The sequence below is a fragment of the Exiguobacterium sp. s141 genome, assembly GCF_018618085.1.
Classification (GTDB): Bacteria; Bacillota; Bacilli; order Exiguobacteriales; family Exiguobacteriaceae; genus Exiguobacterium; species Exiguobacterium mexicanum_A.
Genome location: NZ_JACSLJ010000003.1, coordinates 169,793 through 193,398 on the forward strand (window position 1 = coordinate 169,793; position 23,606 = coordinate 193,398).

At 51.6% G+C, this 23,606-nt stretch carries 23 protein-coding genes; 11 read left to right on the plus strand and 12 right to left on the minus strand.

Annotated elements, in window-relative coordinates:
- The first annotated feature begins 55 nt into the window (after positions 1–55).
- On the plus strand, positions 56–391 hold the full coding sequence (locus tag KNP74_RS09310) for an antibiotic biosynthesis monooxygenase (protein ID WP_034780505.1): 336 nt from the start codon (positions 56–58) through the stop codon (positions 389–391).
- Here the strand turns inward: KNP74_RS09310 and KNP74_RS09315 are convergent.
- Positions 374–1,075, minus strand: coding sequence for a CBS domain-containing protein (locus KNP74_RS09315; RefSeq protein ID WP_214764114.1), 702 nt, complete (start codon positions 1,073–1,075; stop codon positions 374–376). The two genes, KNP74_RS09310 and KNP74_RS09315, sit on opposite strands and share 18 nt — an antisense overlap.
- A gap of 112 nt (positions 1,076–1,187) precedes the next feature.
- On the opposite strand from KNP74_RS09315, the gene KNP74_RS09320 reads away from it, so the two are divergent.
- On the plus strand, positions 1,188–1,916 hold the full coding sequence (locus tag KNP74_RS09320; RefSeq protein WP_214709642.1) for an AzlC family ABC transporter permease: 729 nt from the start codon (positions 1,188–1,190) through the stop codon (positions 1,914–1,916).
- Complete coding sequence (locus KNP74_RS09325) at positions 1,913–2,215, plus strand: AzlD domain-containing protein (RefSeq protein ID WP_138860152.1); 303 nt, start codon at positions 1,913–1,915, stop codon at positions 2,213–2,215. The genes KNP74_RS09320 and KNP74_RS09325 overlap by 4 nt, the downstream gene beginning before the upstream one ends.
- Positions 2,216–2,253: 38 nt before the next feature.
- Here the strand turns inward: KNP74_RS09325 and KNP74_RS09330 are convergent, their stop codons facing one another.
- Together KNP74_RS09330 and KNP74_RS09335 are read right to left on the minus strand one after the other, a co-directional pair.
- A complete protein-coding gene (locus KNP74_RS09330; protein WP_214764115.1) occupies positions 2,254–3,732 on the minus strand; it encodes an HD domain-containing phosphohydrolase in 1,479 nt (492 codons plus the stop codon).
- Between the two features lie 112 nt (positions 3,733–3,844).
- Complete coding sequence (locus KNP74_RS09335) at positions 3,845–5,632, minus strand: mechanosensitive ion channel (protein WP_214764116.1); 1,788 nt, start codon at positions 5,630–5,632, stop codon at positions 3,845–3,847.
- Positions 5,633–5,857: 225 nt separating this feature from the next.
- Between KNP74_RS09335 and mgsA the strand changes: the two genes are divergently transcribed.
- The 4 genes from mgsA (at position 5,858) to KNP74_RS09355 (ending at position 8,587) form a co-directional block, all read left to right on the plus strand.
- Positions 5,858–6,271 (plus strand): methylglyoxal synthase, encoded by a 414-nt coding sequence (gene mgsA / locus KNP74_RS09340; RefSeq protein ID WP_138860155.1) that lies wholly within the window; start codon positions 5,858–5,860, stop codon positions 6,269–6,271.
- 129 nt (positions 6,272–6,400) lie between these two features.
- Positions 6,401–7,171 carry a hypothetical protein gene (locus KNP74_RS09345; protein ID WP_240731273.1) on the plus strand — a complete coding sequence of 257 codons (771 nt, stop codon included), beginning with the start codon at positions 6,401–6,403 and terminating at the stop codon, positions 7,169–7,171.
- 113 nt (positions 7,172–7,284) lie between these two features.
- Positions 7,285–7,800: a YflT domain-containing protein gene (locus KNP74_RS09350; RefSeq protein WP_138860157.1), complete on the plus strand. Its 516-nt coding sequence runs from the start codon at positions 7,285–7,287 to the stop codon at positions 7,798–7,800.
- 13 nt (positions 7,801–7,813) lie between these two features.
- Positions 7,814–8,587: a YflT domain-containing protein gene (locus tag KNP74_RS09355; protein WP_131471951.1), complete on the plus strand. Its 774-nt coding sequence runs from the start codon at positions 7,814–7,816 to the stop codon at positions 8,585–8,587.
- Between the two features lie 46 nt (positions 8,588–8,633).
- On the opposite strand, the gene KNP74_RS09360 is transcribed toward KNP74_RS09355, so the two are convergent.
- From KNP74_RS09360 to KNP74_RS09370, 3 genes are read right to left on the minus strand one after another with little or no spacing between them, the layout of a single operon-like run.
- A complete protein-coding gene (locus KNP74_RS09360) occupies positions 8,634–9,596 on the minus strand; it encodes a 2-hydroxyacid dehydrogenase (RefSeq protein WP_214764117.1) in 963 nt (320 codons plus the stop codon).
- A gap of 49 nt (positions 9,597–9,645) precedes the next feature.
- Entirely contained in the window at positions 9,646–10,788 is a 1,143-nt protein-coding gene (locus tag KNP74_RS09365; protein ID WP_214764118.1) for a YcjF family protein, read from the minus strand.
- A 12-nt stretch (positions 10,789–10,800) separates the two neighbouring features.
- A complete protein-coding gene (locus KNP74_RS09370; RefSeq protein WP_138860160.1) occupies positions 10,801–11,919 on the minus strand; it encodes a GTPase in 1,119 nt (372 codons plus the stop codon).
- Positions 11,920–12,000: 81 nt separating this feature from the next.
- On the opposite strand from KNP74_RS09370, the gene KNP74_RS09375 reads away from it, so the two are divergent.
- Together KNP74_RS09375 and KNP74_RS09380 are read left to right on the plus strand one after the other, a co-directional pair.
- Entirely contained in the window at positions 12,001–12,387 is a 387-nt protein-coding gene (locus tag KNP74_RS09375; protein ID WP_034780480.1) for a VOC family protein, read from the plus strand.
- A gap of 95 nt (positions 12,388–12,482) precedes the next feature.
- Complete coding sequence (locus KNP74_RS09380; protein WP_034780479.1) at positions 12,483–13,283, plus strand: formate/nitrite transporter family protein; 801 nt, start codon at positions 12,483–12,485, stop codon at positions 13,281–13,283.
- A gap of 53 nt (positions 13,284–13,336) precedes the next feature.
- On the opposite strand, the gene KNP74_RS09385 is transcribed toward KNP74_RS09380, so the two are convergent.
- The gene (locus KNP74_RS09385; RefSeq protein ID WP_214754390.1) at positions 13,337–14,800 is read right to left on the minus strand and encodes an alanine/glycine:cation symporter family protein; all 1,464 of its coding nucleotides are present in this window, start codon (positions 14,798–14,800) and stop codon (positions 13,337–13,339) included.
- A gap of 419 nt (positions 14,801–15,219) precedes the next feature.
- Here KNP74_RS09385 and KNP74_RS09390 point away from each other — a divergent pair, with 419 nt between their 5' ends.
- On the plus strand, positions 15,220–16,194 hold the full coding sequence (locus KNP74_RS09390; RefSeq protein WP_214764119.1) for a hypothetical protein: 975 nt from the start codon (positions 15,220–15,222) through the stop codon (positions 16,192–16,194).
- 49 nt (positions 16,195–16,243) lie between these two features.
- On the opposite strand, the gene KNP74_RS09395 is transcribed toward KNP74_RS09390, so the two are convergent.
- The 5 genes from KNP74_RS09395 to KNP74_RS09415 all read right to left on the minus strand — a co-directional run bounded on the left by KNP74_RS09395 (position 16,244) and on the right by KNP74_RS09415 (position 19,657).
- The gene (locus tag KNP74_RS09395; protein WP_200881508.1) at positions 16,244–16,411 is read right to left on the minus strand and encodes a hypothetical protein; all 168 of its coding nucleotides are present in this window, start codon (positions 16,409–16,411) and stop codon (positions 16,244–16,246) included.
- 1 nt (position 16,412) lies between these two features.
- On the minus strand, positions 16,413–16,616 hold the full coding sequence (locus tag KNP74_RS09400) for a YwbE family protein (RefSeq protein WP_021067949.1): 204 nt from the start codon (positions 16,614–16,616) through the stop codon (positions 16,413–16,415).
- A gap of 64 nt (positions 16,617–16,680) precedes the next feature.
- Positions 16,681–17,013: a hypothetical protein gene (locus tag KNP74_RS09405; protein WP_034780474.1), complete on the minus strand. Its 333-nt coding sequence runs from the start codon at positions 17,011–17,013 to the stop codon at positions 16,681–16,683.
- A 49-nt stretch (positions 17,014–17,062) separates the two neighbouring features.
- Positions 17,063–18,760: a glycoside hydrolase family 13 protein gene (locus KNP74_RS09410; RefSeq protein WP_371816329.1), complete on the minus strand. Its 1,698-nt coding sequence runs from the start codon at positions 18,758–18,760 to the stop codon at positions 17,063–17,065.
- Between the two features lie 141 nt (positions 18,761–18,901).
- Entirely contained in the window at positions 18,902–19,657 is a 756-nt protein-coding gene (locus KNP74_RS09415) for an alpha/beta hydrolase (protein ID WP_138860163.1), read from the minus strand.
- A gap of 387 nt (positions 19,658–20,044) precedes the next feature.
- On the opposite strand from KNP74_RS09415, the gene KNP74_RS09420 reads away from it, so the two are divergent.
- Positions 20,045–23,551 (plus strand): chitobiase/beta-hexosaminidase C-terminal domain-containing protein, encoded by a 3,507-nt coding sequence (locus KNP74_RS09420; protein WP_214764121.1) that lies wholly within the window; start codon positions 20,045–20,047, stop codon positions 23,549–23,551.
- Positions 23,552–23,606: the final 55 nt, after the last annotated feature.

A 23,606-nucleotide genomic window follows, 5' to 3' on the forward strand; every position in this document is an offset into this window, starting at 1 on the left:
TGAATGCGTTCAAGGTATAATGGACGCGTACGATATCGCAGAGGAGGACATGTGCATGTGGATTGTCATGAACAAGCTAGACGTTGAAAAAGGGAAAGTCGCTGCGGTCACAGCCCGTTTCCAGACGACGAAAGGCATCGAGTCGATGGATGGGTTCGTTCGGATGCAAGTGTTGACCGATACGTCGGACGAGACGAAAGATCAAGTCGTCATCATGACGACTTGGCGCGATGCGGCGAGCTTCGAAAATTGGCGTGATAGCGGAGCGTATAAACATGCCCATAAAAAACGGGACGACGGTACTTCTGAAGTGAAGCCCATCGTCCTTGGAAACACGGTCACCCAATATGAGGTCGCCATCGAGCACGGCGCCTCAACCGATGACGTATAAAATATCTTGCGGCCGGATGATCCCGAGCAAAGGTTCATCTTCTTGTCCTGTCTCGGTAATCAATAAGGCATCGAGACGGACGCCGTCCTTCATACTGATAAAATGATGGTGCGCCTCGATGACCGACGTCTCTTGCGCGATAAACCGGTACCGTCGCAGGTGCGGGTCGTGATGGAGTACGTCCTTGACTTGAACGCCTTCGAGTGACACATGTGGCCCGTCGACCGTTTCGGCGAGCCAACTGGTCACTCCTTTTTTCGTCAACAACCCTCGCCACGACCCGTCTTGGTTATAGACGGGGAACTGCGAATAATTCTTGTCTCGAATCTCACCGAGCACGGCGACCAGCGAGTCATCGGCGTTGAACGTCGTCACGATTTTACGGAACAGCGGGATGACTTGACGCGGGTGAAGCAACTCCCGTTCGACTTCAAGAATCAACTTGACAATCGATTCATGCGGTTCGGCGATAATGAAATCCGGCTCACGCCGCTCGTGGACGATGGCGTTGCGCAACTGACTCATCTGATGTAAATCTTCTTTATAGCGTTCGATAATGGGATTATGTTTGGCGAGACGATTGACCATGTTGCTGAAACTGAAATGCTGGCCGTCCCCCATCTCGCGACTCAAATGATCCTCGATCCGGTGATACGATGCGATAAATTCTTCAGCACGACTCATATATTCACACTCCTTATCGCCTATATATACCCTATTTTTTTCGGGTTCGAGCAGGAAAGCGTGACCCAATCTCGAATCCACAACTAATCATCTCTGAAATGGAGGGGTTCTCATGGCAACTCCGGTCTCGCAAATGACACCGATCCCGAATAAGGACGCCTTCCGTTCCGGCATGCGGGCCGGTATACCGGTCGCTGTCGGCTATATCCCGATTGCCATCGCTTTCGGGCTGCTTGCGAAATCATTCGATATGCCAAACGTCATCACGCTCGCCATGTCTTTATTCATTTTCGCCGGCGCCAGTCAATTTATTGGCGTCCAACTGATCATGGCCGGTTCGATGTATTGGGAGATTATCTTGACGACGTTCATCCTGAACTTGCGGCACTTCCTTATGTCGGCGTCGTTGTCCCAGCGTCTCGAGACGACCTCGAATCGATTTCTGGCTGCCATCGCGTTCGGCGTGACCGATGAGACGTTCAGTGTCGCCTCGACGCGTGACGAGTCGACGCGCGGTCACTTTGTGCTCGGGCTAAACCTAATCGCCTTCTTGGCTTGGAACGTCGGAACATGGATTGGCGTCTTTCTCGCCTTCGGCTTGCCCGCCTCGGTCCAAGCGAGTATGGGCATCGCCTTGTACGCCATGTTCATCGGCCTACTCGTCCCATCCCTTACCCGCAAACCGGTCATCGTCGTGGCTGCAATCGCCGTCTTGACTCAAGCCATTCTCTACTTCGGCGTCTCTCCATTCATCCCGCTGTCGTCCGGCTTGAGCATCATCTTGGCCACGATTGTCGCCGCTGGAGCCGGAGCCTTGCTGTATAAGGAGGACGAAACATGATCAGCCTCTTGTTGCTCGTCCTTGCCATGGCGCTCGTCACATATATCCCGCGACTCGTGCCGCTGCTTTGGCTCCGGGACTTGAAATTACCTCCGCTCTTGAAGCGGTTTTTACTCTTCACGCCTTATGCGGTGCTCGCCAGTCTCATTTTCCCGGGCATCCTGCAGGCAACGACCAGTCTTACGTCAGCTTTAGCGGGTGGGGTGGTCGCCGCAACGCTCGCATTCCTTCGGGTCAACTTGATGCTCGTCGTCATCGGCGGCATCGTCGGGGTGTATCTCATTGAAACGTTCCTTTAACAAACAGGTCCGCCCAATTGTGGGGCGGACCTGTTTGTTTAAGCAGAGATGGCCTGACGTCGTAACCTAATGAATACATCGACGAACGCCGGATCCCACTGTGTACCGCGACCGCTCTCTAAAATCGATAGAGCCTTCTCGACTGGCATCCCGTCCCGATATGGACGGTCAGAGGTCATAGCGTCATATGCGTCGGCGATTGCCATGATACGACCGAAGAGCGGAATCTCCTCTCCGACCAACCGATCCGGATATCCGCGCCCATCAATCCGTTCATGATGGGACCGGACACCTGCCAATATCGGTTGTAACGCAGCCGGTAGGGAAATTTGATTCAAAATATGAATTCCGATGGTCGGGTGTTCTTGAATTTGCGCGAACTCATGATCCGTCAGCTTCCCTTCCTTCAACAACACATCGTCACGGATACCAATCTTCCCGATATCATGGAGTAGCGCCGATTTGCGGAGCAGCTCGATTTGTCCGGCCGGCAACTGGAGCGCCTGTGCCAACTCGACAGAATAGGCGGCGACTCGCTCGGAATGCCCGGCCGTATACGAATCCCGGGCATCGAGTGTTGCAGCGAACAAGACGAACAGACTGTTCAACAGTTGCTCGTTTTCCGCATCTCGATACGTGACGTTCGTGACCATCTGATTAAAGCCCGTGACGAGTTGGGCGAACTCATCCGAGTAAGGGTTATCAATCTGATTCAATCGTCCGGCATCTAATGCGGCGACCCCTTCGGTTAATGCACTGATTGGACGTTTGATGTTGGCATACAGCAAAAAGCTGCTAAACGTCGCGACCCCGATGATAACGACTAAAATCACAGCCGCCCACTGCCAGTATGCATCGACCTGATTGACAGTCGATAGTTGCACCCCGGACGCGAGGATGAACAATGCGACCGGGAACACACCGATGACGAGCATGCTGATCAATAGTTTCGTCCGGACGCTAATGGAGCGATACGTCGCTTGGAGCGGCCGCCCGTACAAGTTTCCGCTCATCTCCTGCAACTGAAGCAACAACGGTTCAACCGAGCGATAGGTCAAAAAGAATTCAATCAACGCATGCAAGATGGCGATTAAAATAGCACCGAACGCCGCCAAGCCAATCAACCGATACGGCAAGTCAATCCACCTTTGTTCGATGGCGAGTGCCGTCATACTCATCGCCGGCACGGACAAGCCGAACAAATGTGGACCGAGAATCCGTTTCACCGTCAACGTAGGAAAGTGACTCGTTTGATCGAACGCCTGTTGAAGCTCCTCATACGTTGGTGTCTCTGTTTGAAACACACGACGGATCGGGCGGATGTGACGTCGATAAAGAAGCAGTTCAAGCCCAATCATCATCATCCCGGACAGCCCCATGATAGCCAAGAGGATGAGCATCTCCGTCTTGGATAAATCGAGCGTCTGAAAGATGAACAGCCCCCCGACACCGAACACGGCGATGCCTGATCCCCATATGTAGTTCATAATGAGCGTACGTTGAAACTGTTTGAACATATGTATGTCACTCCTGCCTTCTTACCGACCTGTTTCTTATTATATCGACAAAAGTGACACTATTTTACAGCAAAACAAAACGGGCCCCAATATAGGGACCCGTCATTCACTGTTATGGACGAAGTGGACCTTCGTTGTCATCAAGTGAACGGTTATCTTGATCTGGTGTGATGTTGTCATGGAACGGATTCGGTTCTGGACCGTCTACGTTCGTCACATCAGATTGTGGGGCTTGGGGCCGATTCGTTTCACGCTTCAACTCTTGTTTCGTTTGATTCGCTTCACGTTTCGACTGTTCCACACCTTGTTTCGCCTGTTGCTTCGCAGCTTCGGCTTCTTGATTCATCTGTGCTTTTTCTTGCTCGAGACCTTCTTTCGATACTTCTGTCTCATCGATTCGTTTCTCAGCTTTCTTCAAGTATCGAGCCGCTGTCTCACGTCCGCCAAGACCGAAGGCAAGGCCGAAGGCGAGAGCAACCGCACCGAGGATGAGCAAGAATGCCGTATTGACGATTATCGGTGCGATGCCGAGTTGGCTGATCGCCATGAAGAAGGCGATTCCAAGAATCGCGTACTTCGCGACGTAGCGCAAGACGCTCGGTTGACCAGCTCCATCTACGAGCACACTGCCGACGAGACGCTCTGCCATGTTCGCGAGCCAGAAACCGACCGCCAAGATGACGATGGCTGCGATAACCATTGGCAAGTAAGCAAAGATTGCTGTTGCGAGTGAAGCCATAAAGTCGAGGTTCGCGACTTGAAGTGCTTCCGATACGAACAACAAGATGATGATGATTTGAACGATTGTTCCGATCACTTGTGCGATTGATGTCGATGACGACGAGCGACCACCGAGACCCATCTTACTAGCGAGTGAGTTGACGCCTAAGTTCTCAAGGAGAGACACAACGACGCCTTTCAACCATTTAGCAAGGAAGACACCTGCGAGAATCAAGACGATGGCCACGATGATATTTGGAATCATTGCCAAGACGTCGTTGAGCATCGAGATGGCTGGATCCGAGATTCCGCGAATATCGAGCGCTTCAAGCGCTGAAATCGTGACCGGGATCATAATCAAGATGAAGACGATCGTACCGACCACTTTCGCGAGACTTGACCCTTTCACGTAATCAGCCAAGTGAAGTTTCTCGGCGAAGCGGTTAAGACCTGCCGCTTCCAAGAACTTCGTCAAAATATCGCGGACGATTTTCGCAACGACATAACCAATCGCGAAGATAAGGGCTGCAGCGACAAGTTTTGGAATGAAGGCAAGGAAACTGTTCAACAAGTCTTCAAACGGACCGCTGATGCCTCGTAACCCAAGCGCATCGAGTACCGCTGGAAGAGCTAACAATAAGACGAGATAGAAGACGATATTGGCGACCGTGTCGACCCATTTCGTCTGATTGACGCTCGTCGACTCTTGGCCCGTCTTCTCCATCAACTTGTTCAAGTTGAGGCGATGACCCGCCATTTGAATCCCTTTCTTCAAGAGCGTCGCGATAATCCATGCGACGAGCAGGATGAGACCTGCTTTAATCACGCCTGTGATCAAGCCAGAGAAGCCGGCATAGATTTGACTGAACGGTTGAGCGACAGCTGGTACGTTCAAGAATTCAAAGATAATTAAGAATGCGAGAAGCAGTACGCCGAAGAAGACGACTTTTGCGATGATGCGTTCAGGCGTCCACCGCTTTTCCTCTCTTGCAGGCTTTCCGGGTTCACCTTCTTGTTTTACCCCTACACGGTCGTCAAGACGTGCTTTGCGAAGCGCTTTGCGCGTCACATTTTCAAGAACTTTCGCCAAAATGAATCCGACGACAAGAATAAGCAATGCGAGCAAAAGCTCAGGCAGCCATGACATGAACGTGTTGAAATTATAAGTAGTATTGTTCATTTAACATCTTCCTCCAATCTCTTTTTGAAATGATTTCATTTATTTGACTCTTTGTATAAATACCAACATTTGCAGTTGCCTAAACCTTGCCAGTTCTTATTCCTCTATACATGATTCAAGTCAAAACGTTTTTTTAGAAAGTGATTCTAGTAAGAAAGAAGTCGTGTCTTTCTCAAGTAAATGTGATACGAATTAAAAGAAGAAGTCTTTTGAGGAGGAATCAAGATGAACATCGCCCTGATTGCCCACGATAAGAAAAAAGATGATTTGATCGTGCTCGTAAAAGCTTATGCCCACGTCTTGCAAAAGCATCAATTGTTCGCGACCGGCACAACCGGGAAGCGCGTCGCCGAAGCGACCGGTTTGCCGGTCCATTGTTTTCAATCCGGTCCGCTGGGCGGGGACCAAGAAATCGGCGCCGCCGTCGCCCGCGGCGAGATGGACATGATTATTTTCTTCCGCGACCCGTTGACGGCCCAGCCACACGAACCCGATGTGAGCGCCTTGATGCGTCTCTGCGACGTGTATTCCATCCCGTTGGCGACGAATATGGGCGGCAGTGAGATTCTCATCCGCAGCATCGAACAAGGTGATTTCGAATCATTGACGCTGTCGCATAACGACCCACCCCCGAAATAATCTAACTATGAGAAGAGAGGAATTTTTCTGAAACTACACGTATCGAACGACCCGGTCGTTCAACAGTTTTACGATCAAGTCCGTACGCATTTAAACGACTTATTAGATGACAAGCAGCAAGCCGATCGCTTGCTCGACAGTTTAGCCGGCTATATTCAACAGGCGGAAAAGAACGGGCAGCCTCTCGAAGGACTCACGAAACAAAACGCGCACGACTATGCTCGATTTTTAATTGAACAACCGGCGACGAACGAAGAATACCAACGTCGCTACCATATGATGATTGAGGCGACGGATGAATTGAAACCTCATGAGAAAGCGCAGGCGAATCGGGAATTCGATTGGGCGATTGAGCGGCTCAACGAAGTTCAAGTCAAGCTCCAGGATGTCGAGATGCGTGATGTCTCCTTTTTAGCCTATACGAAAATTGAGGCAATCAAGTCATCTCGTCGCGTCTGGAATCAATTCGGTTGGCTACTCGGTATGATTTTGGCATTCGCCTACGCCAACTTATTGCTTGTAATGGATGATGTGTTCAGTCTGCGCTTGTTTACGGCACCCGCTACGCCTTACCCGCTCGATTATTTCGGCTTCGTCCTCCCTGTTCTATTGACCGGTGCCATCTTTGGCCTATTGACCCGTTTCCGTCACCACTTCCAAACACTAGGACGACGGATTGTCTTCGCATTGCTCATCATAGCCCTGTACGTCGGTTTCGTGTTATTGACCCAACCCATCTTGTTCGCACTCGGATGGTCGTTCTTGATTCAATTGACACCTGTGTATGCGCTCATCCTGCTTGCGATCAGCGGATTCATGGCCATGTGGACATTGATCGAGTTCGTCTGGAAGAACACGCGGTGCCACCTCGGCAATGAGACGTTAATGATTTATTATTGATCACGCCATTCTCTCTAGGAGATGGCGTTTTTTGTTTGAACCTTTGCTATAACGGAAATTACTAATAGCGTGACGTCGATTTATAAAATAAACGATTATGAAGGAGGCACAACATGTCGGATCGCAAAATTATTGGATTATTCCATAACGAGCAAGAAGTCATGGATAAGGTGAATGAACTCAAGCAAGCTGGGGAAGCCGAGAAAAACATGCACGTCGTAGCCAAGCGGGACGGGGAAATTTCTGCTTTGCGCTACCACACCGAGGTGAACGCCGAATCGGGGATTCGCGATGTCAACTGGTTGGACCGTGTAAAAGCGTTCCTTCACGGCAGTGACCGCATTCGTGATGAATTGCGGAACATGGGACTCAGTGATGCGGAGGCTGAAGAGTATTATACGTCGATCGATGCCGGCAAATTATTGCTTTACATCGACAAACACTCATACGAACGCTATCCGAATATGTATAAGAAAGATAGTGAACTCGACCATGATAAAGGGGAAGAAGCAGATGGCATCGCCTTCGACGCGAAGCCGTTCAATGATCACGACGAAGAACCTCGCGGTACGAAAGAGGACCCGATCGTCCGCGGACATTCCGGTCTAGAAGACCACCGGCGATTATAAGGAGGAAACGAAGATGAGTGAGAAACGGTTTATCAGCATGTATGACACACAGGACGCGGCACTCGGAAAAGTCGAGGAGTTGCGTGCGAAGGGCTATAAAGACTCAGACATCTATGTCGTCGCCAAACATGAAGATAACGTCTCGATTTTGCGTCGTCAAACGGACGTCCATACCGAAGCAGCACACCACGCCGGCTGGTTTGATAAGGTACGGGCTTTCTTGAGCGGACATGAGGATGTCCATGCCGGACTTCGCAATATGGGCTTGAGCGAGGACGAGGTGAAGCGCCACTACAGCGATGTCGAGGCTGGAAAGATTTTAATCTATGTGGATGAAGACTTCGAGCGTCGTCATAATGAAGGGCTGACGATCGATTCGTCACCTTATACCGACTCGAGACACGATACGAGTCACCAAGGCCACCATACGGCCGATGGGCTTGAAATCGATTCGACGCCGTATAATGATCCGAAATCTGACACGACCCGTTCGACCCGCTCAGATCATCACACTTCCGATGGTGTGGAGATTGATTCGGAGCCATATAATGACCCGAAACATCGTGACGCGAACCGGGACGATCGCCATACGTCTGATGGTGTAGAAATCGATTCGAAACCGTTCAACGAATCGACGGCCGACAATCCAAACCGGGCCGTCGACCCCGAGCAGGACATATTGGATAAAAAATCCGAGTTGACTGACCGTGAGAACAAGTTGCGTGGACTCGATGACCGGGCCCTCCGAAACGATTACGAAGATCCAGACAATATCCGCCGTTTCTAACCAAGATGCAACAAGGACCTGACCACAACCCGGTCAGGTCCTTGTTTTACGTTAATCGGTTTTTCGGCTCTTCTCCTTCGAGCACGTTCACGATGGCTTCCCGATTGAGCGCCATCATGGCAAGCCTTGTCTTGATGGAGGCGCTGCCGATATGCGGCAACGTCGTCACGTTCGGGAGCGTCAAGAGTGGATGGTCCATCGCCACCGGTTCTTTAGCGAACACATCAAGTCCCGCCGCCCAAATCCGCCGTTCCTTCAGTGCTTCATAGAGCGCCGTCTCATCGATAATCTCGCCACGAGCGACGTTGATGAAGACCGCTGTCTCTTTCATTTTCGCGAACTGCTCTGCGCCTAACATCCCACGTGTCTCTTCGGTGAGCGGCGCGAGGACGACGACGAAGTCGGACTGTTCGAGCAACTCGTCGAGTTCCGCATAGACAAAGCCATACATCGATTCCGATTCATGGCGACGCGTCCGATTATGGTACAACACATCCATGTCGAAGCCGCGGGCCCGACGTGCGACTGCTTCCCCGATTCGACCCATGCCGATGATCCCGAGTTTGGCCCGGTACAAGTCCATCCCGACGTAACCCATCGCCGTCCACGATTTCCATTCGCCGTCTCGTAAATCGCGTTCTGCTTCCCCGAGCCGACGTGCCGTCATCATCATCAATCCGAACGCGAGATCGGCCGTCGTCTCTGTCAACACGTCCGGCGTGTTCGTCACGACGATGCCGCGTTCCTTGGCCGCTCCAATATCGATATTGTTATAGCCAACCGCCAAGTTCGAGATGACTTCGAGTTGCGAGGCCTGTTCAATCACTTCCCGGTCGATTGTATCACTGAGCATCGTCCAGAGCGCATGCGCTGACGCCGCTTCTTTCAACAAGACGTCGCGCGGGACGCTCTTCGCTTCTTCTTCCCACATGCGGACCTCGTACTTGTCTCGCAGTGGCGCCACTGCTTCTTCCGGTAACCGTCTCGTAATGTAAATGCGTTTCTTCATTCCGTCTCCCCCTATGTCTTGTCTCGACCAGTTTATCAAACGTGTCGAATCAAGGTTTCTTTTTCGTTACTGGATTTTGCTCCATGAATTGCTCGAATAGCGAGCCGAAGTCGCTGTTGAGCAGTTGCTCGATTGTTTTCGATGAGTCCATCGCGTTCCGGTACGCCACTTCGTTGATGGCGAGCCCGATCGCCCAGGTGATGCCTGACGCGACAGTCGCATTGATGACACTCGCGGCGGCGTTTGCCCCTGGGAAGAACTTCATGACGTTCAATAAAATCGTCTTCGAGAGCGCCCGACCGATTTGAGGGATGATGGTGCTCCCAATCAGCGTCTTCAACATATCGTCATTCGCTTTCACACCCCAATAACGGAACAAGTGAACGCTCATCGTCACTTGAATCGGCGTGAGCGCGATCGCATCGGCGAATGGGAGCGGGACCGCCGCCGCCGTCCCGGCACTGGCGACATAACCCGAGATGATCCGGTTCGCTTTCTTCCGTTTCAGCTTGAGCATCGCCTCGCTCTCTGCGTGAATCTCCATGAGCAGTCCTTCTTGGAGCGATTGGTCGAGTTGTTCGACAGACCAGGTGACGAGACGCTCCCAATCGAGATGGTTCCGAAGTTCTTGGTCATTCAACAGCTCTTCAGCGACACTGACTTGGAACACGGCCTGTTCCGGGACAACGTCCACTAACTCGTTTCGGAGCGCCGTCAGTTCATCTAGGTCGACTTGATCGATTTGCGTCAACAAGACCGCGACCGACGTCGCTTCGTTCAATTGTTTGATGAGCGCCCGATCAAGCGGCGTGACCCGTTTCATCGAGGCGTTGATGGCATACCAGACAAGATGAATTTGTTCGGCCGCCCCTTTCGTCTGGGCCCGTTCGACGAAACCGATGACTTCATCAGCATATGCTTGTTGCCGGGCACTCCCAATCTCATACCCTTCACTGTCATAAAGCACGATGGCGATGTCGTCGCTCATGAACTGATGGATCCCGCGCGTCACCGGCTCGCCGGCGGCGACTTTCGTCAAGTCACGACCGAAGACTTGGTTGACGACGGAACTCTTGCCCGACCCGGTCGCTCCCGCGATCAAGATGTTCGGTTTTTTTACTTTTCCGCGCAACCGGTCGAGTTCTTCTTTTAAGTCATACGTATCCAAATTGAATGGGACTTTTTTCTCCATGTCAGTTCCTCCTCATTGATTGAGCGTTCGGCCAAGCCGTCGCATCTCTTCCTCGAAACCACGGCGCACATCCAGCTCAATCGTCTGTTTGACCAACTCGTATTGCTGATCGACAGCTTTTTTGATACCTCGCTCCGCCGTCCTCCGTTTGAACGCCCAATAGATGAAGTGGACGCCCGGGATCATCCCGAGCACCATCTTCCGAACGGTGCGATTGAATGAATAGTCAAACCCGAGCTCGACCCGGCGTGTTTTGAACACAAGGTCAGACGGGGCACCGACGAGCGGATAACGCTCCATCAGTTGAATGTAGTGACGAACACCTTGGGCCATCGCGGCCTCTGTGGTCTCGGCGGCCGCTTCGAGTGTTTGTTCCAAGTCTTTTTCGATTTGGCGGGCTTTCCAGCTGATCATCACTTGCGGGGTGATCATGCGGATTGTTTCAGCCGAACGATAGCTTCGGGCGCGCCACGCCTCTAACTCGGTCAATAAATGACGCGTCAAGTTGTGTGGCAGTTTTCGTTCGACGTCTTTCCAGAGGTTGGTCCGATTACGTTGCCACACTGCCTCATATCCGATATGCGGCACGACTTGTCCACCGAGCAACTTCTTTTCGACACTGTTGACGCGAATCATCGCATCCCGTGAAATTCCGAGCTCACGCATGAGGACTGCTTCCATCGCCTCCGCCTTCTCGACGTTCATCGCACTGTCCGGGTTATAGTTCGTCAAGATGATCGTGACGTTGCTTCGTTTCGCATAGAGCGGTTTTAAAATGGCTTCTAACTCGTACGCCTCGACGCGTCCCGAGTTGATGGACAGTAAGTAATAAATCGTATGGAACCAATCGGCGATATCGAGTGCACCTTCCCGTTGATTGACGATGGACAATACCGCCTCATGCCATTCGTCGGATCGGTCCGCCTCAAGTCCCCATGTATCGAAGAAACGGAACAAGATGCCTCGCTCAAGGTCATAGTATTCATATTCATGCAGCCCTTCCGCCGTCACTGGGCTGCCGGCACGTGACTCGGCTACATCACGCCCGTAAATATAATTTAAAAAAGCGCTCTTGCCGACCCCGGTCTTCCCCGCAATCAATATGTTCGAGACAAGCCCCGTGTTGTCCATATGGTTCCCCCTGCATTCGTTATATAATAACCATTATACTAAACGGACAAATTTGAAACGTCCGACGGAAGGATGAGACCAATGTTACATCATGTCGAACTGTACGTTTCTGATTTGAACAAGAGCCTCATGGCGTGGGACTGGCTCCTCACTGAGCTCGGCTATACCGTCTACCAACAATGGGAAGAAGGAAGGAGTTATCGTTTCGGCGATACGTATCTCGTCTTCGTCCAAACCGAGGCCGATTATCTCGAGCCGCCGTACCATCGCAAGAAGACCGGGTTGAACCATCTCGCCTTCCACGCCGAGTCGATTGAGCAACTCGTAAGTTTCCGTGAAGAACTGACACAGCACGGATTCACCGAGCTCTACGCCGATCGGTTCCCGCACGCCGGAGGACCGTCCTACACCGCGCTTTACTTTGAAGATCCGGACCGGATGAAAGTCGAACTCGTGGCAACGATGTGAACAGTTGAAACGGCTTTCAAAAAAGTTTGTGAAAACAATTGCAAACTTTTTGTAGACCTCCTAGACTTAAGTTGTCTAAAGGAGGCCGTGTTCAAATGGAAAAACAAGCTGTCGAGTATATGGAAGAAGCCGCCTATAAAAAAGCGACGTTGTTGCGTCACGCGTTCGGTCACTACGCACTCCGCTCCATCGTCGCCGGTTTTCTGATTGGAATTGGGGTCGTCTTTGCCTTCTCCGTCGGAAACATGTTCATCGATGTGCCAGGAACGATGCTGTTCGCGGGGATGAGTTTCTCGGTTGCCCTCGTCTTCATTGTTTGGACGGGCGGAGAGCTGTTCACGAGCAATACGATGTATTTGTATACGGGCGCGAAACGCGGACGTGTCGACTGGCGCGATTTAACGGCCGTATGGGGCATCAGCTGGCTCGGTAACTTGGTCGGTGCGCTCATCCTCGTCGGGCTCGTCATCGGTGCCCATAGCATGGGCGACGTCAGTGCCGACCACCTGTTATCGGTCGTCGCCGCGAAAAAAATGGGCGGAGACGTACTCGCGATTTTCTTGAAAGGGATTTTGTGCAACATCCTTGTCTGTATCGCTATCTTTATGCCGTTGAAGACGAAAAATGACGTTGCGAAGATTATGCTCACGATGCTCCCGGTCGTCGTCTTTTTCGCCGCCGGTTTCGAGCACTCGATTGCCAATATGGGCATCTTCGGGCTCGCGCTCTATTACGCCCCATCTGAGGCGATCAATCTCGGGCTGGCGTTGAACAATCTCGTGTTTGCCACGCTTGGCAACATCGTCGGAGGCGCTTTGTTCGTCGCCGGGACGTACGTCCATTTGAACGCGAAACCTGCCGAGAAAAATATTGAATCGATCCGTCAAAACGCATAAAAAGACAGGGGCCCCGATGCGCAGGGCCCCTGTTATTGCTTGATTGAATGAAATTAAGCTTTAGATGAGTCGGCAGCAGCCGCTTGGACCGCTCCTTGTGCGACTTCTTCTTCTTCGACATCCCAGCATTCCGTGTTCTCGATGCCGAGTTTGCGGGCCGAGAAGCGCGGGTTGAGACCTTGGGCACGCTGTTCTTCGTAGTCACGAAGGACTTTGAAGGCAACGCCGCCGAGAAGCGTGATGGCTACCAAGTTGATTAACGTCATCCCGGCCATGAACAAGTCGGCAAGGCTCCAAACGAACCCGAGGCTTGCGACCGATCCAAGGAAGACGAAGCCCATCGTGAGAAGGCGGAAGCCGAAGACGGCACCTTTACTCTTCTTGATGAACTCGATGTTCGTCTCACCGTAGTAGTAACTACCGACGATCGAGCTGAAAGCGAACAAGAAGACACTGACAGCGATGAAGGCCGGAGCCCATGAACCGATTTGTTCAGACAATGCGTTTTGAAGGAGTGCGATTCCTTCGCCATTCCCTGCCGCATAGCTGTCAGAGAGAAGGACGATGGCTGCTGTTGCTGTACAGACGATCAATGTGTCTAAGAAGACACCGAGTGTTTGCATGAAACCTTGTTTGGCTGGGTGTGACACTTCTGCCGTCGCTGCGGCGTTTGGTGCCGAACCCATACCTGCTTCGTTCGAGAAGAGACCACGACGGACACCCATCATGATGGCTGCACCGACCGATCCACCGAACGCTTGCTCGATACCGAATGCGCTCTTGAAGATCATACCGAGCACAGCTGGTATTTCTGCGATGTTCACAACGACCACGTAAAGCGCGATCACCAAGTAAAGAACAGCCATGATTGGTACGACGATTGCTGAGACGTTGGCGACACGTTGGACGCCCCCAAAGATGACGAGTCCAGTCAAGACGACGAGTGCAATTCCACCAACAGCGGCTTCAAGACCGAAGGCGTTATCGAACGCTGCCGCGATTGTGTTCGATTGGACTGAGTTGAAAATGAGACCGAATGTGAAGGCAATCAAAACCGCAAACACAATACCGAGGACACGATTGTTCAAACCTTTTTCGATGTAGTAAGCAGGACCGCCGCGGTATGCGACATCGTCTTTTACTTTATACACTTGCGCGAGTGTACTCTCGATCATCGCGGTCGCTCCACCGACGAGAGCGACAACCCACATCCAGAAGACCGCCCCTGGTCCACCGAGCGTGATTGCAACTGTGACACCGGCCAAGTTCCCTGTACCGATCCGTGTTGCCGCTCCAATGAAGAACGACTTCGCCGAGCTGATGCTCTTACTGTCTGTGACATCTGATTTTTCGGTGACGACCCGGAACATCTCTTTTAAGTAACGGAACTGCATAAACCTTGTTTTGACCGTAAAGTAAATCCCGGCCCCGATCAATCCGACGATGAGCACGTACGACCATAAAATGTTGTTTAAAAAGTCGACGCTTCCTTGCAGCAAGTTTTGTACAGCTTCCATGAATAAGTTCCTCCCTGTTGTGTGAATCTAAAGTTGAAATGTTTTATGATGTCTTAGTTCTGAATTATACAAAGATTCTGACAATTAGCAATAATTTTTTTATAGGTCAGTTCACACAAACTTCATATATTATATAACAAAAAGTGAGTGATAGCTTTATTTAAAGCGCTTACAAAGTTAAACCTAAGAAATAATAAATCTTTATTTCCCTACTAATTTTTGATATGTACATTCAACTTGTTTCAAACCATTCGCTTTATGAATAGGTTTTATTATGAAGGTTATGAAACTATTCTCGTTCCCTTTGAATTATTTCCCTGATTCTTGAGTGAACCAAAACTTACCGGGTAATAAATAACTATAGGTGCGCACCTTCTATAACACCACGTTCAGTCATCAGGAGGAAAGAAGGGAACGAGATGAAGAAGCATCAAAAATGGTGGTCACTCTTGTTCGTGCTCTTGTTCGTGCTGTCGCTCTTGCCAATGAAAGGAGTCGTTGCGGAAGAAAGTAGTCAACAATGGTGTGTGTCGACGACATCGAACACGACAATCTATGCGGGACAAAACATCCCGATTGGTACCGTTGATTTTGAGTTCGTGACCGATGGGCTGAAGATTGTCATCGATTTGAATGACGGAGTCGTCTTGCAAGATGTACCGGAGAATATCAAGATTGATTTCCGTCTATTGAGCGGCTCATTGGAACGAGGAAACCCAGGAGGATACGACTTTAAAGCGTACTCAAACGTCGATCCGACCCACTTGCTAATTCCGTATGCGGACCTCGCGGGCTATTTAGGCGTGTTAGAGTCGACACTCAAATCGGACGGATTCCAATTTAACGTCTTCCTTCACTTGGATACGGTCGTGAACGGCTCTAGCGAGACGGCTTATCCTGGTGATCCGGGATCAGGTACCCCTTGGGTCCGCTACGTCACGTTGACGGTGGAAGAATGTACGCCACCACCGCCACCAATGGACGACTATGACGTGTATACGATTGGCTTCTGGAAAAACACATTCAACTTCGACAAAGTGACGTTCTCCTATGGAACGCTCATTACGATCGACGGCCAAACCTATAGCGTGATTGACGACCGTGAAGCACTAGCCCTGCTCATGGATCCTGCGAAAAAAGGAATGACCGAAGAGAAACGATTGATTATGCAACTGACGGCGGCAAATATTAACGTCTTGTTAAACGGTGCTGATGTGCTCGACCTCGAACTCGTCTACGCCATAGACAATAGTGAAGTCGGGTTGACCGTCGGTGAGTTGCTTGCCGGTGCGGACGCGGCGCTCGCAAGCAAGAACATCGAACAGATGAAGTATTATCAACAACTGCTCGACCACTTCAACAATGGCTATTTCATCGGTACGTCACATGACTGAACAAACGTGGACAAACAAAAAAGGCAGTCGCTCACTGAGCGGCTGCTTTTTAGATGCCCGTCCGTTTCTTCTGGTTGTTCGGCTTCTTCGTCAACTGGTTCGTCAACGGTTTCTGCTTCGTCCCACGAAGTCCTGTCGGCACTTTCGTATCGTTTTGTTTCTTCTCGGCGAGCTTTTGCTTCATCGCCTCTTGAAAACTTAATTTCTTTTCACTCATATCATTCACCTCCAGCTTCGATCACTTTCACCCGACCGACCTGTCCATCGCTTAAGCGTACTTTAATGCCGTGCGGGTGACGCGGCGAGTTCGTCAAAATGTCTTTGACGACGCCTGACGTCAACTTCCCACTCCGCTGATCTTGTTTTAGGACAATCTGGACGTGGAGCCCTGGGCGAATGTCCGCGCGTTTCGTGCCATCCATACCCGACACCCCTTTCCGTATAGTCAACCTCTATCATATGCTCTTTTCCCGCGTTTGTCACAATCTATTCCACGATGCCGATTTGACTGACCGTTCTCGTCAAGTAACTTTGATCGGTCCTCAATCGACGCTTCGTTTGCCCCCACGCCGTCTCGACCTCGACCCGGCCGCGTTCAAATGAGATTGTCAAAATGTCTCGCCCGTCTGCATTTTGAAGCCTGGCTGCACCGTTCAACTCGTGATAGACGCGAGTCAAATCATTCGCGAACTGGACGTAATCACTTGTCCGAACCGTTTCTGGCTCCTGGTCGTGAACGAGCCGCAACGTGGTTCGTGACGCTTCCGCGATGACGAACCGGAATGTCGTCTCCTCGTTTCTAATCTCGAAGTGATGCATGATCCCACCTCCTAAAAAAGACACCTTCGACGTGAAGGTGCCTTCTCAATTATAAACGATACAACCTTGCTTCGAACGGCCGCATCATAAACGTTTCCGTCTCAATCGTCTCAGGGTCCATCTCATTCGTCAAGACGAGCGTCGCTTTGTCGAGACCAGGAAGCGTCGCCTCGGCAGGGTTTGCCGTCAAGTTGACGACGACATAAAATGTCTGTTCTTCAAACTTCCGTTCATAGGCGAACACTTGCAGATGGTCCGGCAGCAAATCACGGTAACTGCCGTACGTGAACGTCTCTTCGGCCCGACGAAGACGAATCATCGCCTTGTAGAACGATAGAATCGAGTGGGCATCCTTCGATTGGGCGTCGACGTTAAGCGTCTCATATTCTTCGTGGATCGGCATCCACGGCTTCGTCGTCGAAAAGCCCGCGTTCGGTGACGCGTCCCATTGAATCGGGGTGCGGACGTTGTCGCGCGACGTGCCCCATACGTGTTGCATCGAATCGATTTCGCTCATACCGTTGGCAATCCGTTCGAAATATTCATTTTTTGTCGCCACATCGTCATAGTCATGAATCGAAGGGAGCGGTACGTTTTTCATGCCGATTTCCTGACCTTGATAGATGAACGGCGTCCCGTGCATGAAGAAGTACATCATGCCAAGGGCGGTCGCGCTTTCGCGCCAGTAATGGTTCTCATCCCCGACGAGCGAGACGGCGCGCACCATGTCGTGGTTCTCGATATAGAGAGCGTTCCATCCCGTCTCGAGCAGGCCTTGTTGCCACTTGTCAAAAATCCGCTTCAGCTTGACGACATCGAGCGGAGCCAGGCGTGACTTGCGCATGATGTCGACGTGGTCGAAATGGAACGCCATGTTCATCGCCCCGTTTTCCGGTCCCATCCACAAATCGGCCGCTTGTGGCTCAATTCCGTTCGTCTCACCGACCGTCATGATGTCGTACTTGGCGAATGTCGCTTGTTTCATCTCTTGCAGATAGTCGTGGATACCCTCGATGTTCGAATACATGGAGAACGCCGTGACGTACGGTTTCCCGTCTGGAGACGGCAACATCGTCTCAGTTGGCATCTTCTTGATGTGACTGATCGCGTCGACTCGGAATCCGTCGATTCCTTTGTCGAGCCACCAGTTGATCATGTCATAGACGGCGCCACGCACTTCTTCATTTTCCCAGTTCAAGTCTGGCTGTTTTTTAGAGAAGACGTGCAAATAATATTGCTCGGTCGTTTCATCGTATTCCCAAGCCGAGCCCCCAAAGATACTCGCCCAGTTGTTCGGAGGTGCCTCATCCGTTCCGTCACGCCAGATGTACCAGTCCCGCTTCGGGTCGTGTCTCGAACTTTTTGATTCGACGAACCATGGATGCTCGTCAGAGGTATGGTTGACGACAAGGTCTAACAGTAATTTCATTCCACGGGCGTGGACTGCTTTGAGCAACGCATCAAAGTCTTCCATCGTTCCGAACTCTTCCATAATGTCTTCATAGTCCGAGATATCATATCCGTTATCATCGTTCGGAGACTTATACATCGGACAAATCCAAATCACATCGATCCCCAGGTCTTCTAAGTAATCCAGCTTGTCAATGATACCGCGGAGATCGCCGATTCCATCTCCGTTCGAATCTTTAAAGCTACGCGGGTAAATCTGATATGCGATCGCTTCTTTCCACCACGTGCGGGTGACCGTTTTCTGCTTCTCTTGTTGTCTACTGACCATCGACTCCATACGCCGCTTGCCTCCTACATCTCATCATTTATATTTTATATACTTGAACAGCAATACCTGTTTCAGGATGAATCTAATCCTAGAATAGCACTTGTGCAAGCGTTTGCAAATAATCACATATAAAAAAATGCAGTCCGAGGACTACATTTTAGAGATGGTCGCGACTTGTTCACAGAACGCACCGATGACGTCGGCCAACCGCTCGCGATCATAATCCATCGTGGCCACATGGTACGAGCGTTCGAGCACTTCCCGTTGTTTCGGTGCTTGTACTTGTTCGTAGAGCCATACCGAATCTTCTGGAGGGACCACATTGTCGATGGCGGAATGGATGACGCACGTTGGGACGGCCACCTCAGCTACCATCGGGCGCACCTCCTCGATGAGCGCGAGCAGTTCACGGATGGCTGACGTCGGGACTTTGTCATAGACGATCTCATACACGCCCGGTGCACAGATGTCCGGTTCATCTTCATCGATGAAGCGACAGACATCATCTGTGGCGTGACAGGCATAGCCCGGGACCGACAACGCCGCATTGATGGTGACGATCGCATCGGCATGACCGGACAAGGCCGCCTTCATCGCCAGCGTTCCACCCATCGACTGCCCGACGACGATGACGTGTCGACATCGCTCGCGCAAGAGACGGATGCCGGCTTCCATCGACTCGTACCAGCAACGGCGCGTCGAGTGCCGGAACTCTTCCGGGTCCGTCCCATGTCCTTTGAGCCGAGGCGCATAGACGGTGAATCCTTTCTCCATCAAGGCGATCCCGACATCACGCACACTTTGAGGCGTCCCGTTAAAGCCGTGACACAATAAGATTCCTATTTCATTTCCTTCATAATAAAACGCGCCCGCTCCCGGGATGACCGGATAAGTAATTGTCGTCATTCGTTTCCTCCCTATTTAATCCACAGTTAACCGATACACTTAATTGTATTAATGAATTGTAAGAGTTGGACGACGTCCCGTCAACCCGATTGACCTCTGCCTTGTTTTCTTCTGGTCTGTAATCAAACTGTAATATGAACTTCGCAATAAGTGGATTGAGTTCTGACGTCTGCTTGGTTATGTTTAACATGTAGTTGAAAAGTTGGTAAATGATAGTGGAATCCGTCAATCGATGGAGGGAATATGAACGCATCTTCCTTACTTCAAGTCGAGTGATGTAAGCGCTATCATTTCATTTTGACCTAAAGGGGGCATCCGCTCAAGCAAGTGACCACACGAACTGGGACATCGTATCGGCCATCTACATAATCAAAGGGAGACTAACACATGGGGAAATTACAAGCACGTTCATTCAAACAAATGACCGGCCTCGCTTTATCGGCTGGACTCATCGTCAGCAGCATGACGCCGATTGCGGCAAACGTACACGCAGAGACGTTGAACGCTACAGATTTATTCATTTCGGAATATGTTGAAGGCTCTAGCAACAATAAAGCGATCGAACTGTTCAATGGAACGAATGCGGCCATCGACCTCTCGGCCTATAAACTTGAACTGTATTCAAACGGCGGGACGGCTCCAGGCACGACCCTCAACTTGACAGGTACGCTCGAGCCAGGTGGCACGTATGTCATCGTCAACGCCAACGCGAGCGATGCCTTGAAAGCGAAGTCGAACACGACAAGCGGTGTGACGAACTTTAACGGCGATGACACGCTCGTCTTGAAAAAAGGCGACACGGTGCTCGACGTCTTCGGTCAAGTCGGATTCGATCCGGGTACGAAATGGGGAACTAGCGTCGCCACGGCTGACCAGTCGTTGGTTCGAAAAGATACGGTCACGACAGGGGATGCGAACGGCGCCGATGCGTTCGACCCGGCCACTGAATGGAACACACAACCAATCGATACGTTCACGAACCTCGGAGCCCACACGTTCCAAGGCGTCGAATACGGCGATGGCGGTACGGTAGAACCACCGGCGCCGGTCACTCCGATCTCGATCAGTGACGCCCGTACGAAAACCGAAGGTGAAACGGTCACGATTAAAGGCGTCGTCACGGCGAAACTGGCCAACACGATTTCGATTCAAGATGCGACAGGCGGCCTCTCGGTCCGTCCGACGTCACTCGCCGTCAACGTCGGGGATGAAGTCGTCGTCACGGGTGTAATCGGTTCGTATCGTGAACTGCTTCAATTGAACAGCGCCGTCGTCGTTTCAAAACAAGCGGCGAGCGTCCCGGCTGCGCAAGTTCTCACTGGCGAACAGATCAATGAGGACGTCGAGTCTGAACTCGTCACCGTCAATAACGTCACGCTCTCGGGCAGTGGTCAAAACTTGACGGCCACAGACGGAACGAAAGAATTCGTCGTGCGCGATGAGCGCGGCATTCTCGATTTACAGACGGACGTCAACTACTCGTCAATCACAGGAATCGTGCAACAGTTCGATAACACGTATCAAATCATCCCGCGTGACGCATCTGACACGGTCATCGACGCGTCGGTACTCCGTCCGGCAACTGCGAAGCCAGGTGCGGGCACGTTCGTCGGTCCACAAGACGTGACACTCTCGACGACGACAGCGGGCGCTGACATCTATTACACGCTCGACGGGTCGGACCCGAAAGTGAACGGTACGCTTTATACATCACCAGTCCGCATTGAAGAAACGAAGACGCTCAAAGTGGCCGTCAAATCAGGTGATTCGTTCAGCGCCGTGACGACGTTCGACTATAAAATCACGGACAAGATCCGCATCCACGACATTCAAGGCGCGAGCCATACGTCGCCGATGAACGGACAGACGGTCGAAGGTGTCGAAGGAATCGTCACGTACTCGTTCGTCTCGAACGGAACGACGTATTACTACATTCAAACACCTGACATGGAAGCGGACCAAGACGCACGCACGTCAGAAGGAATCATCTTGTATGGCGGCCGTTCGATCGCCGGCATTCAAGTCGGAGACCTCGTCAGCGTGAAAGGTCTCGTCAGCGAGTACGCCATCGAAGGATATAGCGACCGTCAACAGACGGACATGAAGATGACGCAAATCGATACACGTAACGGTGGTGTTGACGTCATCAAGAGCGGTGTCGCCCTCCCGACGCCAGTGAAAATCGACGAGTCGAACTTGCCGACCGAGTTCATCGACAGCGACGCCCTCGCCGTCTTCAACCCGGACAAAGACGCCATCGACTTCTGGGAGAGCCTTGAAGGGATGCGCGTCGAGACGGGCAACCTTAAATCTGTCTCCCCACAACAATACGGCGACCTCGTGACCGTGCTCGAAGGAACACCCACGGAGACGTTCAACGGTGGTGTGCTTCTTAAAAAAGATGACGCCAACCCGGAACGGATCCAATTCCGTCTCGAACCAAACGTGGAAGCGCGTGAATTCGATGTCGCGACCGGTGACCGATTCAACGGCCCGATCGTCGGAATCGTCGGATACTCGTTCGGAAACTACAAGATTCAAGCCTCACTCGACGAAATGAAAGCCGCCTTCGTCAAAGGCGATGCCAAGCGCGAGACGACGTTCATCGAAGCCGAAGAGGACAAATTGACGATCGCCTCTTACAACCTCGAGAACTTCTCGAACAACGTGAAGGAAACATCGGATGAGAAGGCACTTAAACTCGCGAAAGCGTTCGTCGAGGAATTGAACAGCCCGGACATCATCGGCGTGACCGAGGTTCAAGACAACAACGGTGAGGGCACAGGCGATTCTGCGGCCGACCAAAGCTATCAACGCTTGATTGACAATATCGTCTCGATCGGCGGCAAATCGTACAAGTACGTCAACATCGACCCAGAAAACAACAAAGATGGCGGTGCACCGAACGCCAACATCCGTGTCGGCTTCTTGTATGACCCGGAACGTGTCTCGCTCACAGAAGGCATCCCTGCCGGTGACGCAACGACAGCTGTCGGTTATGAGAACGGCAAGTTGACGCACAACCCGGGCCGCATCGACCCGCTCAACCCGGCGTTCAACAGCTCACGTAAACCGCTCGCGGCGCAATTCGACTTCCAAGGCGAGAACGTCGTCGTCATCGCCAACCACTGGAACTCGAAAGGTGGCGACACTGGCTTCTTCGGCTCGAAACAGCCGGTCGTGCTCGGTAGTGAAGTCCAACGGAAACAAATCGCTCAAATCGTCCATGATTTCGTCGCTGACGTGAAGACGGACAACCCAGAAGCGAACGTCGTCGCCCTCGGTGACTTCAACGACTTCGAGTTCTCGGATGCGATGCAAATCTTCAAAGGCGACTTGATGACGAACATGGTCGAGAAAGTCCCGGCCGTCGACCGTTACTCGTACGTCTATCAAGGGAACTCGCAAGTGCTCGACCATATCCTCGTGTCGAACCGTTTAGCGGCGACGACCGAAATCGATATGATTCACGTCAACGCTGATTTCACGGAGATGTCGGGCCGAGCCAGTGACCACGACCCGGTCCTCGCACAAATCGATCTCACTCCGGAGCCAGAAGTGGAATTGACGCGTTACACAGTCGAGAACAACAAGGCGGCACGCCTCGTCCTCCAAGATGACTTCATCGGCGTGACAATCGGCAAAGGCACGAACTTCAAGAACGGCATCTTTGTACGCGGCGCCTACACGGAATTGACAGGTGACCCGCTCAAAAACGTCGTCGTTCAAGTGAAACCGAAAGAAGCCGGTGCCATCATCGACTTCAAAGGCGCCATCGTCAAAGAAGTGATTGTCGATGGAACGAACCTTGCGGAAATCCGCGGGGCAGAGAATGTGAAACGAATCAGCTACACGAAAGGCGCATCCGCTAACACGGTCGTCATCAAAAAATAACGATTGAATCGAATACGCAAGCCGCAGACAGATTGTCTGCGGCCTTTTGCGTTTT